The sequence below is a fragment of the Defluviitalea phaphyphila genome, assembly GCF_001466305.1.
Lineage (GTDB): Bacteria > Bacillota > Clostridia > Lachnospirales > Defluviitaleaceae > Defluviitalea_A > Defluviitalea_A phaphyphila.
Genome location: NZ_JWID01000010.1, coordinates 1 through 23,406 on the forward strand (window position 1 = coordinate 1; position 23,406 = coordinate 23,406).

26 protein-coding genes are annotated in these 23,406 nt (G+C 26.0%); 5 read left to right on the forward strand and 21 right to left on the reverse strand.

Features of this window, described 5'->3' with window-relative positions; all coding sequences use genetic code 11:
• The first annotated feature begins 370 nt into the window (after positions 1–370).
• Positions 371–1,225: an AraC family transcriptional regulator gene (locus OM90_RS07705; protein ID WP_058486319.1), complete on the forward strand. Its 855-nt coding sequence runs from the start codon at positions 371–373 to the stop codon at positions 1,223–1,225.
• Positions 1,226–1,340: 115 nt separating this feature from the next.
• Here the strand turns inward: OM90_RS07705 and trmD are convergent, their stop codons facing one another.
• The 15 genes from trmD to pta form a co-directional block, all read right to left on the reverse strand.
• A complete protein-coding gene (gene trmD / locus OM90_RS07710) occupies positions 1,341–2,072 on the reverse strand; it encodes a tRNA (guanosine(37)-N1)-methyltransferase TrmD (RefSeq protein ID WP_058486320.1) in 732 nt (243 codons plus the stop codon).
• Positions 2,072–2,581, reverse strand: coding sequence for a ribosome maturation factor RimM (rimM, locus tag OM90_RS07715; protein ID WP_144428562.1), 510 nt, complete (start codon positions 2,579–2,581; stop codon positions 2,072–2,074). The genes trmD and rimM overlap by 1 nt, the downstream gene beginning before the upstream one ends.
• A 70-nt stretch (positions 2,582–2,651) precedes the next feature.
• Positions 2,652–2,882 carry a KH domain-containing protein gene (locus tag OM90_RS07720; protein WP_058486322.1) on the reverse strand — a complete coding sequence of 77 codons (231 nt, stop codon included), beginning with the start codon at positions 2,880–2,882 and terminating at the stop codon, positions 2,652–2,654.
• A 26-nt stretch (positions 2,883–2,908) separates the two neighbouring features.
• Positions 2,909–3,154: a 30S ribosomal protein S16 gene (gene rpsP, locus OM90_RS07725; RefSeq protein WP_058486323.1), complete on the reverse strand. Its 246-nt coding sequence runs from the start codon at positions 3,152–3,154 to the stop codon at positions 2,909–2,911.
• A 39-nt stretch (positions 3,155–3,193) separates the two neighbouring features.
• Positions 3,194–4,528 (reverse strand): signal recognition particle protein, encoded by a 1,335-nt coding sequence (ffh, locus tag OM90_RS07730; RefSeq protein WP_058486324.1) that lies wholly within the window; start codon positions 4,526–4,528, stop codon positions 3,194–3,196.
• 16 nt (positions 4,529–4,544) lie between these two features.
• Positions 4,545–4,895, reverse strand: coding sequence for a YlxM family DNA-binding protein (gene ylxM / locus OM90_RS07735; RefSeq protein WP_058486325.1), 351 nt, complete (start codon positions 4,893–4,895; stop codon positions 4,545–4,547).
• An 86-nt stretch (positions 4,896–4,981) separates the two neighbouring features.
• Complete coding sequence (gene ftsY, locus OM90_RS07740) at positions 4,982–5,932, reverse strand: signal recognition particle-docking protein FtsY (RefSeq protein ID WP_058486375.1); 951 nt, start codon at positions 5,930–5,932, stop codon at positions 4,982–4,984.
• A gap of 212 nt (positions 5,933–6,144) precedes the next feature.
• On the reverse strand, positions 6,145–9,723 hold the full coding sequence (smc, locus tag OM90_RS07745) for a chromosome segregation protein SMC (RefSeq protein ID WP_058486326.1): 3,579 nt from the start codon (positions 9,721–9,723) through the stop codon (positions 6,145–6,147).
• A gap of 14 nt (positions 9,724–9,737) precedes the next feature.
• Positions 9,738–10,433: a ribonuclease III gene (gene rnc / locus OM90_RS07750; protein ID WP_058486327.1), complete on the reverse strand. Its 696-nt coding sequence runs from the start codon at positions 10,431–10,433 to the stop codon at positions 9,738–9,740.
• 55 nt (positions 10,434–10,488) lie between these two features.
• Positions 10,489–10,725 carry an acyl carrier protein gene (acpP, locus tag OM90_RS07755; RefSeq protein WP_058486328.1) on the reverse strand — a complete coding sequence of 79 codons (237 nt, stop codon included), beginning with the start codon at positions 10,723–10,725 and terminating at the stop codon, positions 10,489–10,491.
• A 71-nt stretch (positions 10,726–10,796) separates the two neighbouring features.
• On the reverse strand, positions 10,797–11,795 hold the full coding sequence (gene plsX, locus OM90_RS07760; protein WP_058486329.1) for a phosphate acyltransferase PlsX: 999 nt from the start codon (positions 11,793–11,795) through the stop codon (positions 10,797–10,799).
• Positions 11,796–11,885: 90 nt separating this feature from the next.
• Entirely contained in the window at positions 11,886–12,062 is a 177-nt protein-coding gene (gene rpmF, locus OM90_RS07765; protein ID WP_058486330.1) for a 50S ribosomal protein L32, read from the reverse strand.
• A gap of 52 nt (positions 12,063–12,114) precedes the next feature.
• Complete coding sequence (locus OM90_RS07770) at positions 12,115–12,615, reverse strand: YceD family protein (RefSeq protein ID WP_058486331.1); 501 nt, start codon at positions 12,613–12,615, stop codon at positions 12,115–12,117.
• 62 nt (positions 12,616–12,677) lie between these two features.
• Complete coding sequence (locus OM90_RS07775; protein ID WP_058486332.1) at positions 12,678–13,874, reverse strand: acetate/propionate family kinase; 1,197 nt, start codon at positions 13,872–13,874, stop codon at positions 12,678–12,680.
• 60 nt (positions 13,875–13,934) lie between these two features.
• On the reverse strand, positions 13,935–14,936 hold the full coding sequence (pta, locus tag OM90_RS07780; RefSeq protein WP_058486333.1) for a phosphate acetyltransferase: 1,002 nt from the start codon (positions 14,934–14,936) through the stop codon (positions 13,935–13,937).
• 160 nt (positions 14,937–15,096) lie between these two features.
• On the opposite strand from pta, the gene OM90_RS07785 reads away from it, so the two are divergent.
• Both OM90_RS07785 and ylbJ read left to right on the forward strand, forming a co-directional pair.
• A complete protein-coding gene (locus tag OM90_RS07785) occupies positions 15,097–16,356 on the forward strand; it encodes a nucleotidyltransferase (RefSeq protein ID WP_058486334.1) in 1,260 nt (419 codons plus the stop codon).
• Positions 16,357–16,435: 79 nt separating this feature from the next.
• Positions 16,436–17,638 carry a sporulation integral membrane protein YlbJ gene (gene ylbJ, locus OM90_RS07790; protein ID WP_058486335.1) on the forward strand — a complete coding sequence of 401 codons (1,203 nt, stop codon included), beginning with the start codon at positions 16,436–16,438 and terminating at the stop codon, positions 17,636–17,638.
• Positions 17,639–17,648: 10 nt separating this feature from the next.
• Here the strand turns inward: ylbJ and OM90_RS07795 are convergent, their stop codons facing one another.
• The 5 genes from OM90_RS07795 to recG form a co-directional block, all read right to left on the reverse strand.
• The gene (locus OM90_RS07795) at positions 17,649–18,155 is read right to left on the reverse strand and encodes a hypothetical protein (RefSeq protein ID WP_058486336.1); all 507 of its coding nucleotides are present in this window, start codon (positions 18,153–18,155) and stop codon (positions 17,649–17,651) included.
• A gap of 11 nt (positions 18,156–18,166) precedes the next feature.
• Complete coding sequence (gene coaD / locus OM90_RS07800; protein ID WP_058486337.1) at positions 18,167–18,643, reverse strand: pantetheine-phosphate adenylyltransferase; 477 nt, start codon at positions 18,641–18,643, stop codon at positions 18,167–18,169.
• Positions 18,640–19,200 carry a 16S rRNA (guanine(966)-N(2))-methyltransferase RsmD gene (gene rsmD / locus OM90_RS07805; RefSeq protein ID WP_058486338.1) on the reverse strand — a complete coding sequence of 187 codons (561 nt, stop codon included), beginning with the start codon at positions 19,198–19,200 and terminating at the stop codon, positions 18,640–18,642. Before rsmD ends, coaD begins: the two co-directional genes overlap by 4 nt.
• A gap of 243 nt (positions 19,201–19,443) precedes the next feature.
• Positions 19,444–19,653 (reverse strand): alpha/beta-type small acid-soluble spore protein, encoded by a 210-nt coding sequence (locus OM90_RS07810; RefSeq protein WP_058486339.1) that lies wholly within the window; start codon positions 19,651–19,653, stop codon positions 19,444–19,446.
• Between the two features lie 119 nt (positions 19,654–19,772).
• A complete protein-coding gene (gene recG / locus OM90_RS07815) occupies positions 19,773–21,827 on the reverse strand; it encodes an ATP-dependent DNA helicase RecG (protein WP_058486340.1) in 2,055 nt (684 codons plus the stop codon).
• A 523-nt stretch (positions 21,828–22,350) separates the two neighbouring features.
• Here recG and OM90_RS07820 point away from each other — a divergent pair.
• Positions 22,351–22,728, forward strand: a complete 378-nt coding sequence (locus OM90_RS07820) for a hypothetical protein (RefSeq protein ID WP_058486341.1) — start codon at positions 22,351–22,353, stop codon at positions 22,726–22,728.
• Positions 22,729–22,790: 62 nt separating this feature from the next.
• Positions 22,791–23,090, forward strand: a complete 300-nt coding sequence (locus tag OM90_RS07825) for a hypothetical protein (RefSeq protein ID WP_058486342.1) — start codon at positions 22,791–22,793, stop codon at positions 23,088–23,090.
• Here the strand turns inward: OM90_RS07825 and OM90_RS07830 are convergent.
• Entirely contained in the window at positions 23,083–23,334 is a 252-nt protein-coding gene (locus tag OM90_RS07830) for a hypothetical protein (protein WP_058486343.1), read from the reverse strand. The two genes, OM90_RS07825 and OM90_RS07830, sit on opposite strands and share 8 nt — an antisense overlap.
• Positions 23,335–23,406: the final 72 nt, after the last annotated feature.

Below are 23,406 nucleotides of genomic sequence, written 5' to 3' on the forward strand. Positions count from 1 at the left end.
GTTCACATTTTCGTGCTACAAAAGGAGCATGAACTACCATAAGTTCCACGGTCTTATTTAATTTTCTCTTATCTAATATTTTATACATTGTTTCCTCCTTAGATATATTTTTTAATATTTAATAAATTAATAATTTTGTTTAATATTTTTATATAATTTCAAGGACAAGATTTTACCTAATTTACTTGACATAAGATTTTTATTTAGTTATTATATTCTTAGTTAATTATATGTCAATCTTTTTAATAAAACTAGCTCATTTTTTTTAAAATGGTATTATTTTTTAAAAATTTTATGATATTTTTAATGAAATTAGTATTATTTTTAACAAATTTAGTTATATTTTTAACAATAAATGGTGATGATATATATGATTAATGACTTAAATGCTCAATTTGAAAATTATAATGGTTATGAAACAGATTATGTAAAATTATATTATTATAACTTACCATTTAAATCTTCTGGTAGATACAGAACTTTTAACTATCCTAGACTTTGTGTTATTCTAAATGGAAAAAAAGAAGTAATATTAGATAATAAAGATAAATTTTCTTATGGGAAAGATAGTTATTTGCTTTTACCTTCTAACTCACTTGTTCATATGAACATAAGTTCAAAAACAACTGCTTTAGCTTTTGAACTTAATGATGAACTGATTAAATCAGTAATAAAAAAAATTGATATACCTGATGAGATTAAGGAAAATATAGATTATACTCAAAATTATTTTTTAGGGAAAAATACTCATAATATTGCTGACGATATAAATAATTTACTTCTTGCTGCAAAACAAAAAGATATCAACAGTGAATTTTTATTCGACTTATACTCTCAAAAGTTAGTTTTTGATTTGATAAAAAATAGGACTACCTACAGCATTCTGAATACAGAAAATAACCATCCCATACGTATTGCTATTAAATATATTAATGAAAATCTTGAACATAATATAAACATAGGAAAACTTGCCAAAGATTTAAACATGTCCGAATCAAATTTCACTAATCTATTTAAAAAAATAGTAGGCATAAAACCTACTGAGTATATTAAAAATAAAAAATTAGAATTAGCTTTAAAACTACTTAAAACTGAAAGTGTTACAGATGTCGCTCTTAGTCTTGGTTATTCTAACATTTCATATTTTATAAAATTATTTAAAAATAAATATAATCTTACTCCCAAACAATATCAATTAAATTACTTGATTAATAATTCTAAGTAGTTGAAATTTAATGTCATATAATAAAATAAGCTCACCCTATTTTTATGGGTGAGCTGTTTACAATTTCTAATACTTAGATGCTCTTTTTATCATTACTCAAAATATAAATATTATCTTACTCATTATTTAATTTCTCTATATACTTTATATCTTTATCAGTTAAATTAGTTTTTTCTAATAAATCTGGACGTTTTTCTAAAGTTATCTTAAGAGATTGTTCCCTTCTCCACTGTTTTATTTTTTCATGATGACCAGATAATAATACTTTAGGAACCTCTTTACCTCTAAAAACAGGTGGTCTTGTGTATTGGGGATATTCTAATAAATTATTCGAAAAAGATTCTTCTTCAAAAGATTCTTTTCTACCAAGAACTCCAGGAACTAATCTTGCTACTGCATCTATAACTACCATAGCAGCTAATTCTCCTCCTGTAAGAATATAATCTCCAATAGAAATTTCATCTGTAACTATTTCATCTATTACTCTTTGATCTATTCCTTCATAATGTCCACAAAGAATTATTAACTCTTTTTCTATGGATAATTCTTTAGCAATTTTTTGAGAAAAAGTCTTTCCTTGAGGAGACATATAGATTACCCTTGGATTAATTTTATATTTTGAAATTATATATTCATAAGCATCATATATAGGTTGTGGTTGCATGACCATCCCTGGTCCTCCACCATAAGGATAATCATCTACTTGCTTATGTTTACTTTTCGAAAAATCTCTAATATTTATACATTCAATATTTATTTTTTTTGCAGCTTGAGCTTTCCCTAAAATACTATAAGACATTGTCGATTTAATCATATCGGGAAATAATGTAAGAATATAAAAATTCATTAATCTCTCAATCCTTCTATTAAAAATACTGTCATTTTTTTATTATCTATATCAACATCTAATATGCATTGTTTAATTGCTGGAATAAGTATCTCTTTAGCTCCTTCTTTTTTTACAACATAAACATCATTGCTTCCTGTAAAAATAATGTCAACAATTTTCCCTAAATATTCATTTTCATTTGTATATACATCTAAATCATATAAATCTCCAATATAATATTCATCTTTTTCTAAAGGAAGTGCTAATTCTCTAGGAATTTTTATAATACTATTTTTTAAAGTTTCCGCATCATTCATTGAAGATATTCCTTTTAACTTTAATAATACAAAATTTTTATGATATCTAACTCTTTCTATTTCATATTCATTTAATATATTTCTATTTTCTATATAAATATAATTTAATAATTCAAAACGTTTTGGGTCATCGGTCATAGGAATAACTCTTACTTCGCCTCGGATACCTTGAGTATTTACAATCTTACCAATCTCTATATAACTTGACAATATATATCCTCCTTGCATTAATTTATAAAATGAATATATATAAAAAGACTAGGTTATCCCTAGTCTAAATTTATTGCAAAATTTCAACTACAACTCTCTTATTTTCACGAGTTGCCGCTGCTTTTATAACTGTACGAATTGCTTTTGCAATTCTACCTTGTTTTCCTATAACTTTTCCCATATCTTCTGGAGCTACTTTTAACTCCAAAATAACGGAACGTTCTCCTTCTATTTCATTAACTTCTACTGCTTCAGGATTATCTACTAAAGCTTTAGCAATAACTTCTATTAGTTCTTTCATTATTTACACCTCCTCAAACCTTTTGACTACTGGAGTACATTAGCTTTTTTTAATAAAGCTTTTACTGTGTCAGAAGGTTGAGCACCATTTTTTAACCATTTTTGAACAAGCTCTTCATCTACTTTTAATTCTACTGGGTCCTTTGTTGGATCATAATATCCAACTTCTTCAATAAATTTTCCATCTCTAGGAGATCTGGAATCAGCAACAACTATTCTATAAAAAGGAGCTTTTTTTGCACCCATTCTTTTTAACCTAATTCTAACTGCCATAATTTTTCACCTCCTTACAAAATTAATCGGTTTAATATATTACATAAAAGGAAGTTTAAACTTACCCTTTTTGCCTCTACTCATATCTGAAAATTGTTTCATCATTTTTCTCATTTGCTCAAATTGTTTAATAAGCCTATTTACTTCTTGTAAACTTCTTCCACTTCCTAGAGCTATTCTTTTTTTCCTAGGCCCATTTAAAATGGAAGGATTTCTTCTTTCTTCTTTAGTCATAGATTTTATAATAGCTTCTACATGGGCAATTTCTTTTTCATCAATATCAATGTTGCCTAATTTTTGCATATTCATCCCAGGAATCATTCCTAAAAGCTGATTTAATGGCCCCATTTTTCTAACTTGTTGCATTTGTTCTAAAAAGTCTTCGAAATCGAATTCCATTTTTCTTATCTTTTTTTCTAAATCTGCAATTTTTTTATCATCAAAATTTTGTTGAGCCTTTTCTATAAGACTAAGAACATCGCCCATTCCTAATATTCTTGAAGCCATTCTATCAGGATGAAATGCTTGAAGATCTTCTAATTTTTCTCCTAAGCCCACATATTTTATAGGTTTATTAGTTACTGAACGTACAGATAAAGCTGCTCCACCTCTGGTATCACCATCTAATTTTGTTAATATAACTCCATCTATACCCAACTTTTCATTAAAACTTTCTGCTACATTAACTGCATCTTGTCCAGTCATTGCATCAACTACAAGTAGAATTTCCTGAGGTTTTACAAAAGCTTTAATATCTGAAAGTTCATCCATTAATTTTTCATCTATATGCAATCTTCCTGCTGTATCAATAATTACTACATCATTATTATTATCTTTTGCATAATCAAGAGATTTTTTTGCAATTTCAACTGGATTATTAACACCTTCCATAGAAAATACAGGAACATCTACTTGCGATCCTACTACTTGAAGCTGTTTTATTGCTGCAGGACGATAAACATCACAAGCAACTAATAGAGGAGTTTTTCCCATTTTTTTGATTTGTCCTGCTAACTTACCAGAAGTAGTTGTTTTCCCTGCTCCTTGCAATCCTACCATCATATATACAGTAGGTGGAACATTAGAAAATGTAAGCTTACTTTGAGTACTTCCCATTAAACTAATTAATTCTTCATGTACTATTTTTATTACTTGTTGCCCTGGAGTTAAACTCTCTAAAACATCATGTCCTACGGCTCTTTCTTTAATTTTATTAATAAATGATTTTACTACTTTAAAGTTTACATCAGCCTCTAATAAAGCCAATTTTACTTCACGTAAAGCAGAAGTAACATCTTTTTCGGTTAATTTCCCTTTGCTTTTAAGTTTTTTAAATACACTTTGAAGCTTATCAGATAAACTTTCAAAAGCCATGAACTAAGCCTCCTAATTATTCATTTAAAATTTTATGGGCAATAGCTTTTATTCTATTAATTTTAATTACTGCTTCTTTAGATAAATCTTTTTCTATACTTTCTACTATATCAAGAATTTCTTTAATATAATTTTTATTAGCAATAAACCGTTTTACTAATTTAAGTTTTTCCTCATATTGAAATAAAATATGTTCAGATCGTCTTAAAGTATCATAAACTCCTTGTCTACTGATTTTTAATTGTTCGCTTATTTCTCCTAAAGACAAATCATTATGATAATATAACTCAAATATATTTTTTTGTCTATCTGTTAATAATTCTCCATAAAAATCATATAATAATGAAATTTCTAATATACGTTCCATAAAATCACCACATTTTAAATGGGTGTAAAGTTGTTCTGCTTTACAGAAGTATTCTATAGTAAAATCATTAGTTTGTCAAGAAAATTTTAATCATCATAATTCGCAAATAAAGCTGTGGCAAATTCTTTAGGATTAAATGGTTGTAAATCATCAATTCCTTCTCCTACTCCTATATATTTAACCGGAATATTCATTTCAGAACTAATACCAACAATTATTCCTCCCTTAGCAGTTCCATCTAACTTTGTTAAAACAATTCCTGAAATATCTGCAACTTCTTTAAATAATTTTACTTGTTGAAGAGCATTTTGTCCTGTCGTTGCATCCAATACTAGAAAAACTTCTTTTTTAGCTTCTGGATATTCCCTGGTTATTATTCTAAATATTTTTTTTAATTCTTCCATTAAATTCTTTTTATTATGTAATCTTCCAGCTGTATCACATATCAATACATCAATTTTTCTTGACTTAGCTGCTTGTATAGCATCAAATATTACTGCTGCTGGGTCAGAGTTTTCTTGGTGCCTAATAACATCTACTCCTACTCTATCTCCCCAAACTTCTAATTGTTCAATAGCTGCTGCCCTAAAAGTATCTGCAGCTGCTAAAAGTACTTTCTTTTTTTGTTTCTTAAAATTGTGAGCTAATTTACCTATGGTTGTAGTTTTACCAACTCCATTAACTCCAATAACTAAAATAACAACTGGCCCTTCTTCTATATTAACTTCATGGTTTCCTTTTTCAAGAAGTTTTGAAATTTCTTCTATAAGAAGTTGTCTAAGCTCTATTGCCTCTGTAATTTTTTCTTCTTTTACTCTTTTTCTTAAATTTTCCATGATGTTCATAGTAGTTGAAACTCCTATATCTGCCATAATAAGAGCTTCTTCTAATTCTTCATAAAGTTCTTCATCTATTTTTTTAAAAGATTTTAAAACTTGATCTATTCCATCCATAATATTACTTCTTGTTTTAGTTAATCCTTTAACTAATTTAGAAAAAAAACTTTTTTTAGGTTGAGATACTTTTTCTTCTACCATTTCTTCTTTATGCTCTTTATCTTCTTCAATTATTTCTGTTTCTTCTTCTTTCTGTCCTTTATCTTCTTCTATAACTGTTTCCTCTATACTTTCTTCCATATTTTCTTCTACTATTGCTTTTCCTGCTCTTTCTTGTTCTTTATTTTTTTCTACTTGTTTTTTATCTCTATTAAATAAATTCTTAAATATTGCCATATCTTTTCACTCCTTTTTTAACTTGCCTCTTCATCCTGAACATCAGAAAGTTTTACTGATATTAATTTTGATATTCCTTGTTCTTGCATAGTTACACCATATAATGTATCTGCTGCTTCCATAGTCCCTTTTCTATGGGTTATAACAATAAATTGAGTATCTTTAAATTTTTTTAAATAATTAGCAAACCTGTTTACATTTGCATCATCTAATGCTGCTTCTATTTCATCTAAAACACAAAATGGAGAAGGTTTCATTTTCAATATAGAGAATAAAAGGGCAATGGCTGTTAAAGCTCTTTCTCCTCCAGATAATAAAGTCATATTTTGCAATTTTTTCCCTGGGGGTTGAGCAATTATTTCTATTCCCGATTGCAAAATATTTTTTTCATCTACCAATTGAAGATATCCTTTTCCTCCACCAAATAATTCAACAAAAACTTTATTAAAATTAGATGATATAATGGAAAAATTTTTAATAAATTGTTTTTCCATAGAAGAAATTAATTCTTTAATAATATTTCTAAGTTTTTTCTCTGCATCTTCAATATCTTTTTTTTGATTTATTAAAAATTCATATCTTTCTTTCACTTTTTCATATTCTTCAATAGCATCTAAATTAATATTTCCTAAATTTTTAATTTGATTTTTATAATATTGAGATTTATTTTTCATTTCAGATATACTTCCTATATCTTCTTTAAATTTTAAGGCTGAATTATAAGTTTCTTCATATTCTTCCCATATACGATTATATAAATTTTCTTCTTCTAACTTTAATTTAGTTTTTTTGTTTTCTATTCTATGAATTTCTTGTTTAATCAAATCAATGTTTTCTCTTGTTTTATTTATGTTATTTTCATATTGTTTGAGTATTATGTTTTTTTCTCTTTTTTCTTTTTGTAATTTATTTTGCAGATCAGCATTCGTGCCCAAATTTAAATTTAATTCTCGTATTTTTTCTTTATTTTTTATAATTTCTTCTTCTTTTATTTTTATTTCTTTAGAAAGAACTTGTATTTCTTCTTCTTTTTTATTTTTTTCTAAATTTAAATTTTTAATATCATTTTCTAAACGTTTTATATCTTCTAAAATATATTGATTTTTTTGTTTTAATGAAGAAATTTCAATTTTTATTTCTGTAATACTAATAGATAAACTTTCTTTCGATGTTCTTTCTGTTTGTAAATGAGATTGATGAGCTTCAACTTTATTATGTATTTCTTCAATTTCTACTTCAATCTTTTTTAGAATTGAAGTCTCTTTATTTAATTTTTCTAAAAAATTTTCATATTGAATCTTTAACTGTTCTTCTTCTATTGATAATTGTCTTTTTCTTTCTTCTATTTCTATTAAAAGTTCTTTAGATTGTTTTATTTTATGGTTTTCCGATATAATTTGCATGTTAATATCTTGAATTTCTTTTTCTTTATTTTCTATTAAAAATATATTTCTATTTTTTTCTTTTTCATAAGTTTCTAATTCTTGTTGATAACATTCCAGTTTTTTTGAAATTTGGCTTAATTTATGTTTTAATTCTTCTAATTCTCTTGTTCTTGAAAAGAAATTACTAGATTTTTGGTATATACTTCCTCCTGTTATTGAACCTCCAGCATTTAAAGCTTCCCCATCTAAGGTAACTATTTTATACTTATAGTCATATTTTCTAGCAATTTTTATTCCAAAATTTAAATTCTTTACAATAAATACTCTTCCTAATAAATAAGAAATAATATTTTTATAAATACTATCATATTTAATTATGTCTGAAGCAACTCCAAGTATACCTTCTTCTTTTAAAATCTCTTCTTTTTCTCTGCCTAAATAATTTCCTTTTATAGATGTCAACGGTAAAAAAGTTGCTCTTCCTAATTTATTCTTTTTAAGATATTCAATGATATCTTTAGAAACTTCTTCTGTTGTTGTAACAATATTTTGTAATCTACTTCCTAAAGCTACTTCTATAGCAACTTCATATCCTTTAGGAACTTTAATTAACTCTGCTACAACTCCACAAATTCCTTCCCATTTAATAGGATTTTTATTTTTTAATAAAAGAATATTTTTAACACTTTTACTGAATCCTTCGTATTCCTTTTCCATTTGCTCTATAATTTGCTTTTTAGACTTAATACGATGTTTTTCTTCTGTTAATAAATTTATTTCATTAGATTTTTTATTTACTACATTAATTATTTTTTTATTTTTATTAATTAAATCATCTATATCTTTTTGTATAATTTCTAATTTATTCTTTTTATCATTCAGTATTTTTTTAAGCGCATTCAAATGAACTTGCTGATTTTTGTATTGGGTTGCAACTTTTTCCTTCTCATGCTTTATTTGATCTCTTCTATTTTTAATTTGTTCTAAATTAGAATTTATTCTTTGAACATTACTCTTTATTTCTGAAGCTTCATTCATTTTTTCAATAATATCAGATTTATATTTTTCAATTTCTGTTTCATTAGATAACAATAATTTTGTAAGCTCATTAAAATCTTTTTCATATTTTTCTAAAAGTTCTTCTTTAATTTTTAGTTCTAAATCTATACCATTTTTTTTAACTATTAATTTATTTATTTCTTCATCATTCTTAAATATTTTATTTTGAATCTCATTACATTCATTTTGAAGTCTTTTTATGTTTTCATTTAAATGGATAATATCCTGTTGAATAACTTTATTATCTCCTTGAGATTTTTCAATTATTGTTTTAATATCTATAATTTCATTTTGAAGTTTAAATATTTTTTCATCAAGTTTTTCTATTTCTTGTTTTACAATTTCATATTGTTCTTTTTGTTTAGTATTAAGTTTTTCTTGATTTAAAAGATTTTCATTATTATTTTCATAAATTTCTTCAAGATCAGATATTTGAGATTTTAAATTATCGGCTTCTTTTAAAAATAAATTTAAATCTACCTTTTTTAGTTTATTTTTTATATCTAAATATTTTTTTGTCTTTTCCGCACTTTTAGCTAAAGGTTCTATTTGTTTTTCTAATTCTCTTATAATATCTTCTATACGAATTAAGTTTTGTCTTTCTATTTCTAATTTTTTTTCCGCTTCTTGTTTCCTATTTTTATATTTAACAATTCCTACTGCTTCTTCAAATAAAAATCTTCTATCTTCTGGTTTACTACTGAGTATTCTATCAATTTGACCTTGTCCAATAATAGAGTATCCTTCTTTTCCTACTCCTGTATCCATAAATAATTCATAAATATCTTTTAAACGACAGGAGGTCCTATTGATAGAATATTCACTTTCTCCAGATCTATAAACTCGTCTTGTAATAGTCACTTCTTCAAAAGAAATAGGTATTTTTTTATCTGTATTATCTAAAGTAATAGATACTTCTGCAAATCCTAAAGGTTTTCTATTTTCAGTTCCTGCAAAAATAATATCTTCCATCTTAGAGCCTCTAAGACTTTTAACTTTCTGTTCTCCTAAAACCCATCTAATGGCATCTGCAATATTACTTTTCCCACTTCCGTTAGGGCCTACTATAGCACTAATTCCTTTATTAAAATCTAATTTTAAAGGGTCTGCAAAAGATTTAAAGCCTTGTATTTCTAATCTTTTTAAATACATAGATTCACCCCAAATTAACTATTTAATGCATTAAATGCAGCATTTTGTTCTGCTTCTTTTTTACTTTTTCCTTCTCCCTTTCCAAGAGTAATCCCTTCATGTCTAACTTCAACAAAAAATAATTTATCATGGTCTGGCCCCTTTTCATTAACTATATGATAATCAACAGGAATAGAACTTGTTTTTTGAATTTTTTCTTGAAGAAGTGTCTTATAATCCATATACATGTTATTATCTTTTATTGTTTCAATTGATGGAATCAAAACTTTATTTATAAAATTAACTGCACTTTCCATTTTCCCATCTAAATAAATTGCTCCTAATACAGCCTCAAAAGCATCTGCTAAGATAGAAGTTCTTCTTCTTCCTCCTGACAATTCTTCTCCTTTTCCAAGATAAAGAAAATCTCCATAATTCATTTTTGTTGCAATATTAGCTAAAGATGCTTCACATACAATACTAGCCCTTAGTTTAGTTAATTCTCCTTCTGGCATATTAGGATATTTATGAAAAATAAAATCACTAATAATTAACTCTAAAATAGCATCTCCCAAAAACTCTAATCTTTCATTATTAGGTATATTATACTTTCTATTTTCATTAGCATAAGAACTATGGGTTAAAGCTTCTATTATCAAATTTTTATTTTTAAAGGTATATCCAATAATTTTTTCAAACTTTGATATTTTTTCATCTTTTATATTTTTCATTTTATCACCTCCATAAATTTGATTACAATAATAAAAGTCCCTTTTAAAGGACTTTTTATTCATTATTAGTTGCATTTTTTATATATTCTACAGCATCTTTTACAGTAATAATTTTTTCTGCATCTTCATTTGAAATTTCCATATCAAATTCTTCTTCTAATGCCATAACAATTTGAAATATGTCTAAAGAATCTGCCCCTAAATCATCTTGAAAAGATGTATCTTCTGTAATTTCTGATTCTTGAATATTTAGTTGTTCAGCTATAATTTTTTTTACTTTTTCTAGTATCATGTAATCACCTCTTCCAGTTTTTATATTTTGATAATAGTATATACTCTTTAAGACGTCAATATGAAAATTTATTATTTATTTATTTTTTGTTCAATTTCCTCTGCTATCCTTTGTTCTTTAAACTTAATTGCTTGCTTAATAGCACTACTAATAGCTTTTGCATTAGAGCTCCCGTGTGCTTTTACAACCAATCCTTTTAATCCTAACATGGGTGCTCCTCCATATTCAGTATAATCAAATCTATTTTTTATGTTCCTAAAAGCAGATTTTAATAATAATCCTCCTATTTTAGATATAGCATTGCTCATAATTTCTTCCTTTATTATATCAAATAAAGAAAGACCAAATCCTTCTGTATATTTTAAAATAACATTCCCTGTAAAAGCATCACATACAACAATATCTGCTTTTCCATAAGGAATATCTCTAGCTTCTATATTTCCTATAAAATTAATATCTGCTTTTTCCATTAGAGTATAAGCTTCTTTTGTAAGTTGATTTCCTTTTTCTTTTTCTGTACCTACATTTACCAATCCAACTTTGGGGGATGGAATATTCATGATGTTTTTCATATATATGTATCCCATTTGAGCAAATTGCAACAAATATTCAGGCTTTGCGTCCATATTAGCTCCACAATCTATAAGCAAAGAAAATCCTTTTTTATTTGGAATAAGTGGAGCAAGAGCAGGTCTTTTTACACCTTTTATTCTTCCTACTAAAAATGTTCCTCCTGCTAAAAGTGCTCCTGTACTTCCTGCTGATATAAAAGCGTCGGCTTTCTTTTCTTTCAAAAGATTTAACCCTACTACCATGGAGGAATTTTTTTTACTTCTTATGGCAACAACCGGAGATTCTTCCATTGTTATAATTTCTGTAGTATGTATAATCGATATTTTAGTTTCATCATAAGAGTACTTATTTAATTCATTCTTAATAGCATCTTGATTTCCTACTAAAATAATATGTATATTATTTTGATTTAATGCTTCTATACATCCTTTTATAATTTCATTAGGAGCATTATCTCCCCCCATTGCATCAACTGCAATAATTATATTATTTGCCATAACAACCTCCCCATTCTCCCTATATAAAAATCTATTAAAATTTATATAATTAAATAGAACAAAAGACAGCAAAAGCTGTCTTTAAAAATTTTATTCTACATCTAATACCACACGTTTATTATATGTTCCACAAGACTTGCATGCTCTATGAGGCATCATTAAATCCCCACATTTAGGACATGAAACTAAATTTGGAGAAGTTAATTTCCAATTTGCTTTTCTCTTATTTCTTCTAGCTTTAGATGTTTTTCTTTTTGGTACAGCCAATTTCTACACCTCCTTAACCATAAATAGACCCCTTATTTACAGCAGAAGATTTTTACTTAGAACTATCAAATAATGTTCTTAAAACTGCAAAGCGAGAATCTACTACTTCTTCTTTACAATCACAAGTATCCTCATTTAAATTTTTTCCACATTGTGGACAAATCCCTTTGCATTCTTCGCTGCATACTACTTTCATGGGTATATTTAATAAAATAGCATTAATTAGTATAGGGGTTAAATCAATTTCATTACCACTAATAATGTGAATTTCTTCTTCATCATTTTCATAACTACCAAATTTTTCTTCTATTCTTATAGATAAAGAAGTTGGTACTGGCTTTGTACATCGGTCACAATGTAACTCTAAAACCGTATTAACATCACCATTTAAATATAACATTTTCCCATCACTAATTAGTTCCCCTTTAAATTTAATAGGGCTAACTAATTTTATTTTTTCAGCTTTAGATTCTATGAAATTAATATTTTCTTCAAAAGATAATTTCATAGTAGCATCGGGAATCTTCATAATTTTAGATATATTTAGTATCATTATATCACCCCTGTAAGGCTACTCTTGATATTATACATACAGGGTTATTATTTGTCAATAAATTATTTTTTAAGCAAATTCTTTGTTTCATAAGCAATCATTAATTCTTCATTAGTAGGAATTACTAGTGTATGAACTTTTGCTCCTTCTGCTGAAAAATCTCTTTCAACTCCTCTGCAATTATTTTTTTCTTCATCTACTTTAACTCCTAAAAATTCTACATGTTTACATATATCTCTTCTAATCTCATGATTATTTTCTCCAAGTCCTGCTGTAAATACTATAGCATCAAGTCCATTCATTGCAGCAGCATAAGCTCCTATATATTTTACAACTGTATAAGTAAATACATCCATTGCTATGTTAGCCCTTTCATTTCCATTTTTCATAGCAGCTTCAATATCTCTAAAATCACTAGAAACTCCTGATAATCCAAGCACTCCAGACTTTTTATTTAATAAATTATCTACTTCTTTAACAGACATATTTTCTTTTTCCATTATAAAACTTACAATAGCTGGGTCAATATCTCCTGAACGAGTCCCCATAACTAATCCTGCTAAAGGAGTAAATCCCATACTTGTATCTATAGATTTCCCATTTTTTATAGCACATACACTAGCACCATTTCCCAAATGACAAGTAACAATTTTTAATTCTTCAATAGGTCTTCCTAAAATATTCGCAGCTCTATTTGCTACATATTTATGAGAAGTTCCATGAAAACCATAACGTCTTATTTTATGCTTTTTATATAATTCATAAGGAATTGCATATAAATAAGCTTCTTTAGGCATAGTTTGATGAAATGCAGTATCAAATACAGCAACCATAGGTGTATTAGGCATTAATTGTTCACAAGCTTCAATTCCTATTAAATTTGGTGGATTGTGTAAAGGTGCTAAATCACTACATTCTTCAATAGCTTTTTTTACTTCTTCATTGATAATAACGGACTCACTAAAATATTCTCCTCCATGAACAACTCTATGTCCAACAGCAGATATTTCATCCATATTTTTAATAACTCCATAATCATTATTAGTTAAAGCGTCTATTACTAATTTTACTGCATCTTTATGATTATTCATTGGAATTTCATTAATAATAGTTTCTTTTCCTTCTGGAGTATGTTTGATTCTTGACCCATCTATTCCAATTCTTTCACAAAGTCCTCTTGCATAAACTTTTTCTTCTTCTATATTAATTAATTGATATTTAAGAGAAGAACTCCCACAATTGATTACAAGTATATTCATTAATATCGTCTCCTTATTACTTATTTAAATTATTACAAAATAATTTTAAAAACTTATATTTTATTCTTCTGATATTTGAGCTTGAACACAAGTAATTGCTACAACTCCTACTATATCATCAGCACTACAACCTCTTGATAAATCATTTACAGGCTTTGCAATCCCCTGGGTAATAGGACCATAAGCTTCAGCTTTCGCTAATCTTTGAGTTAATTTATATCCAATGTTACCAGCATCTAAATCTGGAAATACAAGTACATTAGCTTTTCCTGCAATATCACTATCTGGAGCCTTACTTGCTCCAACACTAGGAACAATTGCAGCATCTAATTGAAATTCTCCATCTAATTTTAAATCTGGAGCTAATTCTTTTGCTATTTTCACTGCTTCTACTACTTTATCTACATCTTCATGACTTGCGCTTCCTTTAGTTGAGAATGAAAGCATACCAACAATTGGTTCTTCTCCAACTAATTGTCTAAAAGATTTTGAAGAACTAATTGCAATCGCTGCTAACTCTTCAGAATTAGGATTTGGAACAAGCCCTGAATCTGCAAAAAGAAATGTTCCATTTGCTCCATATTCACAATTAGGTACCACCATTATAAAAAATGCAGACACTAATTTTGTATTAGGTGCTGTTTTTAAAATTTGCAATGAAGGTCTAAGTACATTAGCAGTAGAATTTACTGCTCCAGCTACCATTCCATCTGCAACTTCCTTTTTAACCATCATAACTCCCAAATATAATGGGTTGTTTATAAGTAAATCTGCCGCTTTTTCTTTTGTCATTCCCTTATGTTTTCTTAATTCAACTAATGTTTCAATAAAATCCTCCATATTTTCATATGTATTAGGATCAATAATTCTAGCTTTAGAAATGTCTAATCCCTCTGCTTTACTTAATATAGATTTTTCATTGCCAATTAATATTATATTGGCCAAATCTTCTTTTAAAATTGTCTCAGTAGCCTCCAATGTTCTTCTTTCTAAAGATTCTGGTAAAACAATAGTCTTTTTATCTGCTTTTGCTCTTTCTTTAATTGATGTTAAAAAATCCACAGTTCTTACCCCTTTCAATATTTTCTTCTTTTATTATAAACAAATTGCTCATTGTATACAATACTCTTGACCAAAAGTTTATAATTTTTTTTGTTAAATAACATATATTGTAGTAAAATTAAATATAATATTAAAAATAAATGAAATTAGGAGATTTTTTATGAAAACTGTTGGTATAATAACAGAGTATAATCCTTTTCATAATGGACATTTATATCATTTAAAAAAATCTAAAGAAATTACTCAATCAAATTTTTGTGTAGTTGTTATGAGTGGTAATTTTGTACAAAGAGGAGAACCAGCTATAATTGATAAATGGACAAGAACTCTTATGGCTTTAAAGGCGGGTGCTGATTTAGTTATAGAACTTCCCGTTATATATTCAATCTCTAGTGCAGAATTTTTTAGCTTTGGAGCTATTTCTCTTCTTCATAAATCAGGGATTATAGACTCAATTTGTTTTGGTAGTGAACATGGAAATTTAAAATTATTATCACAAATAGCTAATTTTTTATACAATGAACCAGAAGATTTTAAAATAAATATAAAAAAATATTTATCTAAAGGGCTTACCTTCCCGAAAGCAAGAAACAAGGCATTATTAGATTCATTACGTCAAAATAATATATTTGAATCAGAGAATGAGTTAAATGAAATTTTATCATCGCCTAATAATATTTTAGGAATAGAATATTTAAAAGCTTTAAAAGCTTTAAATAGTTCTATTGTTCCTTTTACTATAAAAAGAAAAGGAGAACACTATCATTCTTCTAATATAGAATCTTCTATTGCATCTGCAACAGGAATACGAAAGGCTATTAAAAATAATAAATATGACATTCTTTTTAAAACTATACCTAAAGATTGTGCAGAACTATTATTAGAAACTATAAATAAAGGATTAGCTCCAGTGTATCTTAATGATTTTTCTTTAGAACTCAATTATGTACTTAGAACTATTTCAAAAAAAGAATTAAAAGGATTTATGGGGATTACAGAAGGACTTGAAAATAGAATTTTTGATTTGTCAGCCAATAATTTTTTTATTGATGATTTAGTTAAAAAAATAAAAACAAAGAGATATACTTTGACTAGTATCCAAAGAAGTTTACTTAATATTATCTTACAAATTAAATCTGAAGATTTCTGGGAATTTCATAAAAATGGTGGGCCTCAATATATACGTATATTAGGTTTTAGAAAAAGTGCATCTTTTTTATTAAAAAAATTAAAACAAAATGCTTGTATTCCTATAATTTCAAATTTTAAAGATTCATATCAAAGATCTCAAGGATTAATAAAAAAAATGTTGGAAAAAGAAGTGATTTCTACAAACATATATAGTCTTCATTATCCTAATAGTTTATATAGAATAATTGGAAAAGAATTTTCTTCCCCTGTAATTATTTTAGATCGCTAAATATATATGTATAAACTAATAATTAATAAATATATATTTATAGAAGACAGTTTTTTACTATGGTTATGGGGGAAGTTTAATGGAAATAAAAAAAACATCTATAAAAAAATATAAATTTATTTTTATATTTATCGTTATTATAGTTGTAATTGGAATTCTTATTTTCCCAGAAAAAGTATTTATTGCTTCTAAAAAAGGACTTCTTTTATGGTTTAATACAGTATTTCCCTCTCTATTCCCTTTTATGATAGGAGCTTATCTTTTAATAGAATTGGGTGTTGTACATTTTATAGGAGTACTATTCGAACCAATTATGAGGCCTATCTTTAATGTTCCTGGTATTGGCGCCTTTGCATGGATTATGGGACTTATATCAGGATATCCAGTAGGTGCTAAAATCACTGCAGATTTAAGGTCTAAAAAACAAATTACTCAAGTAGAAGCTCAAAGACTTATTTCTTTCTCCAATAATAGTGGCCCTTTATTTATACTAGGATCCGTATCAGTAGGTATACTTTCCAGCCCAGAAATTGGTTGTTTTCTTTTACTAATTCATTATTTATCTTCTTTATCTGTGGGAATTTTATTTAGATTTTATAAAAAAGAAAAATCTCATCAAAAGCCAAAATATAATCATATTTTAAAACAAGCTATTAATACACTCATAATCAAACAAAAACATCAATCTAAAAAAATAGGCCTTATTCTTAAAGAAAGTATTATGAATTCTATGGAAATGATATCTCAAATAGGGGGATTTATTATACTTTTTTCTGTTATATCCGAACTACTAAAGTTATTCCACATAATGAAAGTGTTAACTGATATATTTTATACTGTTTTTTCTATTATAGGATTAGTTTTTGACAATGATCTAATTTCAGGATTTATAATGGGAATAATTGAAATAACCAATGGAATAAATATAATAGGAACAACTTCTGCTCCTCTTAATCAAAAAATTATACTGATTAATTCTATAATTGCCTGGGGAGGCTTATCAATATTTATGCAAACTATTAGCATGATTAGTTATTCTGATATCAATATTTTTATTTATGGATGTTCAAAATTCATACAATCTATATTTGCTTTTATATATACAATAATATTTTATCCATATATAGATAAAATATATTTAAAAACTAGTAATGTCTTTAACCTTTTTACCTATTCATCTTCAAATAATATATTTAACAATATATGGCTTTACATCTGTTCACTTTTTTGTATAATATTCGCTATAATAACCATTACAAATACAAAAAAAAACGTACTATAAAGTACGATTTTTATGTGTTTTTGCCTTTTAATTCTTGTCTATTACTTTGAAGCAAATTAATAGTTTTTCCTAAAGATTCCTCTAATTTTGAAGATTCATTATGTATATTTTCTAAAGTTTGTTTTATTGTATTTTCTACAGCTAATAAAATTTCTTCAACATATTCTATAGCTCCTAAACGCATTTCTCTTGAATTTTTTTTTGCATTTTCTATAATTTCTTCTGCTTGTTCATATGCTTTTTTCGTAACCTCATTTTCATCTATTAACTTTGAAAGTTTATCATCAGCTTCTTTTATTATATTTTCTGCTTCTTTTTGAGCATCAATTAAAATTTTATTTCTCTCTTCAAGAACCCATTTAGATTGTTTTATTTCATTAGGCAACTTTAAACGTATGTCTGTTATTATTTCATATAATTCTTCCTTATTTACCATTACCTTTCCTGTAAACGGAACTGCACTACTATTATCTAGAATATCCTCCATTAATTCTAACAACTTTAATATACTTTCCATAATAATCCCCCTCATATATATTTTTTCTTCATATAATCTGAAACCTTTTGAGGAACTAAAGAATCAACATTCCCACCAAATTTAGCTATTTCCTTAACAAGACTTGAGCTTAAAAAAGAATACTGTACACTTGTTGCTAAAAAAATTGTCTCAATATTTTTATCTAAACTTTGATTAACTTGAGCCATTTGTAGCTCATATTCAAAATCAGTTACAGCCCTTAGTCCTCTTATAATAATATTAGCATTTTTTTCTTTTACAAAATCAACTAATAATCCTGAAAAAGCTTCAACCGAAACATTATCTAAATCTTCTGTTATGTCTTGAAGCAATTTAATCCTTTCTTCAACAGTTAAAAGTGGCTTTTTTCTAACATTATTAAGAACTCCAACAATTAAATAATCTACTAATTGAGAAGCTCTTTTTATAATATCTAAATGTCCATAAGTAGCTGGATCAAAACTTCCTGGATAAACTCCTATTTTCATATATTCCCCTCCAATAATTTTAAAAATGTAATCTTAGTAGTTTTGTACTTTTTTTCTTTCCACAGTAGAAAATTATCTGGAATTTGTATATCTTTTTTAGAAGAATGTTCAATTATAACGTACCCTTTTTTGTCTAATATACCATATTCTGCGATATTGTTTAAAGTTTCTGTAATTATATCTAAAGAATATGGAGGGTCCATAAAAATAATATCAAATATTTCATTATTTTTCTTTAAAATATCCAGCCCTAAATTTACATTAAGCTGATAAATTACCGCCTTATCTATTAATTTTGTATGTAATAAATTTTCTTTAATAATCTTTTTGCAAATTGGAGACTTATCAATAAATACTGCTTTTTTAGCTCCTCTACTTAAAGCTTCTATTCCTATTGCCCCTGTTCCACTATATAAATCAAGAAAAGAACATTCATATAAATCTGGTGATATAATATTAAATAGAGATTCCTTAATTCTATCTGTGGTTGGACGAGTTTCCATCCCTTTTGGTGCTTTTAAATTATGTCCTTTAGCTATTCCTGCAATTACTCTCAATATATTTCCTCCAATGTAAATTTATTCTTATTAAAATACTAAAATCAACAAATCTTTTCCCTATAAATATAATTTTATAATAAACAGAATAAATGTCAATTATTATACACATAATATTATCGAATCATCTCATATTTTCTTTATTTTCCTCTCCCTTTATATATTAATTAGTTTCTTTCTATCTATATTTAAATAGAAAAAGGAATGACTTAAGTCATTCCTTTTTCTATTTATAATAAATATTTATTTAATATTTTGTCCAGCCATTTGTTGTTCTTGTTGTTCTATCATTTTTTTAACCATATATCCACCAACAGAACCATTTTGTGCAGAAGTTAAATCTCCGTTATATCCTGGTTTTAAAGGAACTCCTATTTCATTTGCCACTTCATATTTAAATTGTTCTAAAGCTGCTCTAGCTTGTGGAACTACTTTTCTATTTCTACTTGCCATATTCAAAACCCTCCTATATCGTCAATATATTTTAATACCCTTCTATTTTAATTTTTTAGTGGGTACACTAATATTATATGCAAATTCTTGTCGAATATAATTGTTAAAATGTAGAAATATTATAATGAAATATTTTTTATTTTTTCTTCAAAAAATTTATTTATTTTTTCCTTTAAAAATTTATGTTCTTCTTTATCAAGATTAGGATCTATACTTAATATTATCTCGGAAGCCTCTTGTGCTTTTTTCAAAATAGGAATATCTTTATACAAATTAGCAATTTTTAAATCTGGTAATCCATGTTGTCTAGTACCAAAAAATTCTCCAGGACCTCTAATTTTTAAATCTGTTTCTGAAATTTTAAATCCATTATTAGTTTTTTTCATTATTTTCATTCTTTCAATTGTTACTTTATTTTTAGAATCTGTGATTAAAATACAATAAGATTTAAATTCTCCTCTACCTACTCTTCCCCGAAGTTGATGAAGTTGTGCTAGACCAAATCTTTCTGCATTTTCAATAAGCATAATAGTTGCATTAGGTACATTAACTCCTACTTCTATAACTGTAGTAGATACTAATATTTGTATTTTCCCTTCTGAAAAGTCATTCATTATTTTTTGCTTTTCTTTTGGCTTCATTTTCCCATGTAAATAACTTACTTTATATCCTTTAAATTCTTTTTGTAATTCTTCTGTATATGAAATAACTGATTTAAGATTTTCTTCCTCTGCTTCTTCAACCATAGGACAAATAACATAAGCTTGTCTACCATTTATTAATTCTTTTTTTATAAACTGATAAATACGATGCCTATAAGAAGAATTTACAGCATAAGTATCTATATTTTTCCTTCCTGGTGGTAATTCATCTATAATAGAGATATCTAAATCTCCGTATAATATTAACGCTAAAGTTCTAGGAATAGGAGTAGCAGTCATAACAAGAACATCTGGATTATTTCCTTTTTCTGATAGCATATTTCTTTGTCTTACTCCAAATCTATGTTGCTCATCAGTAATTACTAATCCTAAAGATTTAAAAGAAACTTTTTCTTGTATAAGAGCATGAGTTCCAAAAACAATATCTATATCTCCATTTTTAATTTGATTTAAAATATTTTCTTTTTGTTTTTTAGTAAGAGAACCCGTTAAAAGTCCTGTTTTAATATTAAATTTCTCTAATAAAGGAGTCAATCCTTTGTAATGTTGAGTTGCTAAAACTTCCGTAGGTGCCATCATAACACCTTGATATCCATTTTTAACAGCTAAAAATAAAGCTAATGCCGCAATTATTGTTTTTCCCGAACCTACATCTCCTTGAACTAATCTATTCATTATTTTATCATTTATCATATCCTGCTTAATTTCATTAAATACTCTTTTTTGGGCATTAGTTAATTCAAAAGGAAGAGATTTTATAAAATCATCTAGTTCTTTTATTTCTTTAAATTTAATTGCCTTCTTATTTTTACCTATTTTATTTTTAATACTCATAAGTCCAGTTTGAAGTAAAAAAAGTTCTTCAAATACTAATCGTTTCCTAGAAATAAGAAAACTATCCTCAGATTCTGGAAAATGTATATTATGTATAGCATAATTATAGTCAGCTAATTTATATTTTTTTCTAATCCAAAGAGGTAAAAATTCAATTAATTGATTTTGTGTTTCTACTAAAGCATTATAAATTATTTGGCGAATCACTTTTTGAGATAATTTATATGTGCTAGGATAAATTGGTATTATTCTTTTTGTAAAAATATCTTTATCATCTACTATCTTTTCATAATCAGGAGATTCTATTTGAATTTGACCATATTTATATGTAACTTTCCCCGTAAAAATATAAGTATCGTTTAATTTAAATTGTTTTTTTAAATAAGGTTGTCCAAACCAAACAGCAAAAATACTACCACTATCATCTCTTAAATTAACTTTTGTAATAATCTTTTTTCCTCTTTTTATATTTTGAGGTAATGTATTTATTTTAGCTAAAATAGTATTTGTTTTATTATACTCTATTTGACTTATTTTTATTATCTTAGACCTATCTTCATAACTTCTTGGAAAATGATATAAAAGATCCTCCACCGTATATATTCCTAATTTATTAAGTTTTTTTAATGTCTGTTCTCCCACTCCTTTTACTACTTCTACGGGATGTGAAAGATCCATAAAGCACCTTCTTTCTGATTTATTTATAATTTTTATAATTTTAAAAAATAAAAAACTTTCATATAAAAATATAAAAAATAACAACTTACTTTAAAAATTATTATAACATTAAATATAAGAAGTAAAAACCATGAATATTACTTAAAAAAATATCTAATAGTTTCTAAATATTTTTAAGGGAATTTTATTATTTAAAACAATTTAATACTTTTTATTTTTGTATTTTATATAATCATGTTTATTTTGTATTTTATAAAATAATATGTATTAACTGGAATTATACTTAGTGTTAGTAATTTATTTGTCTATTTAATAAATAAAAATATTCTTAGAAGTTTTTTAAAATGTAAAATATAAATTTAGTCTTAGAAATTACAAATACAATAGATTTTCTATATATACAAATATTGATAATATTATTTCTTTCATGAAATTATATTAATTACTTTTTTATGTATATTAGAACTATATCTAAAAAAAAGAACATAAAATATACTATGATATTTCTACGGTGGTGAATAAAATGAATCTTCAAGAAATAGAAAATTTAAAATCTATTTTAACTCAATTTGTTATAAAAGGTTATAATATAAAATGTTTTACTCCTCATAATACTACTTCTTCAAAAATTTCTGGGAAAATTATTGGTATAGGATTTAAACCTTTATGGGCATCTCCTATAGATTATAAAATAGATCAAATAGAACTAAATTATATTGATCAAAAAGGGAATTTAAAACCTTATTATTTATATAATGTAATAGGGTATGAAATTATTTCTTATGATGGTAAAGAACTAGAAAGTTCCAATAATATTAGCTTTAATATTCACTTATATTCTCCTACTAGATCTGCTAATAACAAATCTTTTGAAAAAATCAGAATAGATATTAGCAAATAATAATTGGCGAACAACGTTCGCCAATTATTATTAATAAATATATAAAGAAAGGAGAACATATTATGTGGAAAATATTTTATATAATGTATATGTTTAATAAATTTAAAAATAAAAATCTACACAAATCAAAATTTAGATTAATTAATGAGCCTAAAAATAAAATTATTTTAAAAAATGTTTTAGAAAAATATATAGGGCAAACTATAACAATTTTTTTAAAAAGTGGTGGATACAGTGGCTCTGGTTATACTGGAATTCTTATAAATGTAAATAGAGAATACATATCTATTTATATTAATCCCTTTTGCATAGTAGAAATTCCTATATCCCAAATTATATGTTTTTCTCATAATATTAATTAAATTCTACAAAGATAATTTTCCCGTCTCTTGTATTATTTGATTTATATCCTAGTATATTATATTTGTTAATTTTTTCAAAATAAATATATACTATTTCTTCTATAGTATTTCCTGTAAAGGATATTCTTTTTATTAATCTGTTTTCTGGTATAGTATACATACTCTCTATTATTCTCTTTTTTTTAGTATTTAAACATAATTTAACCACATTTCTTCTTTTTGTGTATTTAGTTACATAATTCATATTCCCACCTCCTAAGTCATTTTTATGTTTGTCCTAATATAAATATTCATATAAAATAATCTTTAAAATAGT